At 62.6% G+C, this 3,229-nt stretch carries 3 protein-coding genes; all 3 read left to right on the forward strand.

Annotation, left to right across the window (positions count from 1 at the left end; genetic code table 11):
• The first annotated feature begins 10 nt into the window (after positions 1-10).
• Positions 11-166 carry a DUF5372 family protein gene (locus N826_RS46255; RefSeq protein WP_425600616.1) on the forward strand — a complete coding sequence of 52 codons (156 nt, stop codon included), beginning with the start codon at positions 11-13 and terminating at the stop codon, positions 164-166.
• Positions 167-240: 74 nt separating this feature from the next.
• Positions 241-708: a helix-turn-helix domain-containing protein gene (locus N826_RS38495; protein WP_052832812.1), complete on the forward strand. Its 468-nt coding sequence runs from the start codon at positions 241-243 to the stop codon at positions 706-708.
• 261 nt (positions 709-969) lie between these two features.
• Complete coding sequence (locus N826_RS38500) at positions 970-3,042, forward strand: recombinase family protein (RefSeq protein WP_044437823.1); 2,073 nt, start codon at positions 970-972, stop codon at positions 3,040-3,042.
• Positions 3,043-3,229 lie beyond the last annotated feature (187 nt).

Genomic DNA, 3,229 nt, shown 5'->3' on the forward strand with positions numbered 1-3,229 from the left:
AGGTCGACTACTGTCATTGGCTACCAATCTGACAGATCTTGTCCCTCCCGATGCTTTCGCTCAAGCGGCAGCGGGACGATCCGCCTTTCGCATCGACGATCTGCTGGATTTGAGAGCCATACTCGATGCCCATCTTCGAGATCTGCGGACCGAAGATGATGTGTAAAGGGAACTTTGCCTCACCTGTCAGGTTGATTTTGCCGCTCCCCTATACAGTGGGACGCCACAGCGGAGGTCGACATGGTTGCCTGCAAGGATGCCAAGGAGATTGCCCTGCGGCGCTGCGGCGCGTTCAACGACCAGGCCGCCGCAATCACCGATCCGCTGTTTCGCATGCATCCGTTCTTCGACCCGCGCGATCGAGTGCAGGCCCGATACGAGATGCTGCGCCGGCACCAGGCCGAGGGTCTGTCGGTTTCCGCCGCAGCCGCCGCCTTTGGTGTTTCCCGGCAGACCTTCTACCAGGCGCGGGAGGCTCTGGCGGTGGCTGGTCTGTCCGGCCTGGTGCCCAGGCGCCCAGGTCCGAAGGATGGTCACAAGCTCTCGACCGAAGTCGTTGCTTTCGTTCGCGAACTCAAAGGCGCCAATCCCCGCCTGACCACGCCAGCCTGTGTGCTGGCGGTTCAGGACCGCTTCGGCATCACCGTTCACCGACGCAGTCTGGAGCGCGCGCTGACGCGCCTAAAACCACCTGCGGACCTGGACTGAGCGCGCATGGCCTCCAGTCCGCCTATGAGATCCTGCGCGACGCTGTAATTCACCCCAGCCATCGCACCGGCACCGGGCCGGGCGGCCGCGTCGTGCTGGTGCGCGAGGGAATGACGGCGTGGATCAGGATTTTCGAACTGCGGCCAGCAGCCTCCGATCCGTCTCCGACACAGCGACCTTCTGATCTTCCCTGCCTTCCAGTGAGTGGCGTCACCATCATGATTGCCGCTCTGATTTTGTCTCTGCCTGTGGAGGCCCCTCATGCTTGAGAGCAAGATTACAGCCGACCATCTTGAACGGGACGCATATCTCTACGTTCGGCAATCGACCCCGCGCCAGGTTACCGAGCATGGTGAGAGCACCCAGCGCCAGTATGCTTTGCGGGATCGGGCGATTGCGGCAGGCTGGCCGACCGAGCGGATACGGACCATCGACTGCGACCTTGGTCGCTCCGGCGCCCAGGCGACCGACCGCGACGGCTTCCAGCACCTGGTCAGCGAAGTCGCCCTTGGCAAGGCCGGCATCGTCATGGGCCTGGAGGTCTCACGCCTGGCCCGCAACTGTGCTGACTGGCACAAGTTGATAGAGCTGTGTGCAATGACGGCAACTATCATTCTTGACGAGGATGGTATTTACAATCCAGGTGATTTTAACGATCGGCTTCTTCTCGGACTGAAAGGCACCATGAGCGAAGCCGAGTTGCACGTCATCAAAGCACGGCTGCGTGGCGGAGTCCTCAACAAGGCTCGCCGTGGCGAACTGAAGATCGGTCCGCCGGTAGGTTTGATATACCGTCCGGACGACCAGCTTGATCTCGATCCCGATGCGCAGGTGCAGGCGGCCGTGCGCCTCGTCTTCGATCTCTTCGAGAGGACAGGCTCGGTCACTCAGACGGTCCGGCGGTTCCACGACGAAGGTCTGCTGTTTCCGCGCCGTCTGCGCACCGGCGTCAGCAAAGGCGAGCTGCAATGGGCCAGACCGCAGCATTCACGGCTGCTTCAGGTTCTGCACAATCCACGCTATGCCGGAGCCTTTGTCTATGGCCGGTGCAGGACAGGCCGGCGCCCGGATGGCTCCTACTTCGCCCGCACCATACCTCGGGAGCAGTGGGCGATCGTCCTGCCGGATCAACATCCCGCCTATATCACCTGGGAGCGGTTCGAGGCCAATCAGAAGCGTCTGGCTGACAACGCGCTTGGTTTCGGGGGGCAGCGTCGGCAGGGACCGGCCCGCGAGGGAGTGGCGCTGCTGCAGGGGCGGGTTCTGTGTGGCGTCTGCGGAGCCCGCATGGGAGTTCACTATAACCAGGAGCATGGCCGATCCGTTTGTTCGTATGTCTGCCAGGAGGTTTCGAGCCGCCAGGGCGGCAAGGTCTGCCAGACTGTGCCCGGCAAGGTCGTCGATCCGGCAGTCAGCGACCTTCTATTGGAACTGATGACGCCGGTGACGCTGGAAACCGCCCTGGCGGTGCGACACGAGGTCGAGGCGCAGGTCACCCGGACCGATGATTTGCTCAGGCAGCAGGTCGAGCGGGCGCGCTACGAGGCCGAACTGGCTCGGCACCGCTACATGAAGGTCGATCCGGACAACCGCCTGGTCGCCGACGCCCTGGAGGCCGACTGGAACGCCCGGCTGCGGAGTCTGGCCGAGGCGCAGGAAGCCTGCGACAGTCATCGCCGGCAACTTGATCAACGCCTTGACGCCGCAGGTCGAGCCCGGGTGCTGGAACTGGCTCAGGATTTTCCGCGCATCTGGAATGATCCGGCGCTCGGCCCTCGTGAACGCAAACGCATGGCGCGCCTGCTGATCGAGGACGTGACACTGATCAAGGCCGAGGCCATCACCGTTCATGTCCGGCTGCGCGGCGGCGCGTCGCGCAGTCTGATGCTTCCACGACCCGTGCCGATCGCCCAGATCCGCAGGACCAGGCCGGATGTCATCAGCAAGATCGACCGTTTGCTCGACGCCCACTGTGATCGTGAGATTGTCGATCTGTTGAACGACAGCGGCTGCCGGACCTGGGAGAACAAGTCGTTCAATCTCAAGAAGGTCGCGTTCATCAGGCAGGAATACCATCTGCCCAGCCGCTACGATCGGCTGAGACGACAGGGCCTGCTGACCGCGCGCGAGGTGGCGGCCCGCTTCGGCATTGGTCAGACGGCTGTCCATTCCTGGGCTGATCAGGGATTGCTGACGAAGCATCACTACGACAGCCTGAACCGCTGCCTCTATGAAGTACCCTCCGGGATCGCCATCATCAAAGGCCATGGTGGTCACGGCGCCAGACTGCCCTGTACCGAGCCAGTGCCGGATCGCAGCGATACCACTCCGTAATGCAATGGTATGCGCTATCCACCGGCTTAGGGTTCACCGTTCTATCATCGCAATGAGGTGCATTATGAAGCCAACGTCTTGTCCCGTGGCTTGCCTGGTCGCGCCGGCAGGACGGCGGCACCGTAGTGGCGGGCCAACTCGTAGTAGCTGGCGTTGAGCACCGGGTCGAAGAAGTTCGCCCTGGTGA

Origin of the sequence: Skermanella aerolata KACC 11604 (assembly GCF_000936425.1) — a bacterium.
Classification (GTDB): domain Bacteria; phylum Pseudomonadota; class Alphaproteobacteria; order Azospirillales; family Azospirillaceae; genus Skermanella; species Skermanella aerolata.

Coding starts and splice junctions, on each gene's coding strand:
- N826_RS38500 (WP_044437823.1), top strand. CDS start 970: ATGCTTGAGAGCAAGATTACAGCCGACCATCTTGAACGGGACGCATAT.
- N826_RS38495 (WP_052832812.1), top strand. CDS start 241: ATGGTTGCCTGCAAGGATGCCAAGGAGATTGCCCTGCGGCGCTGCGGC.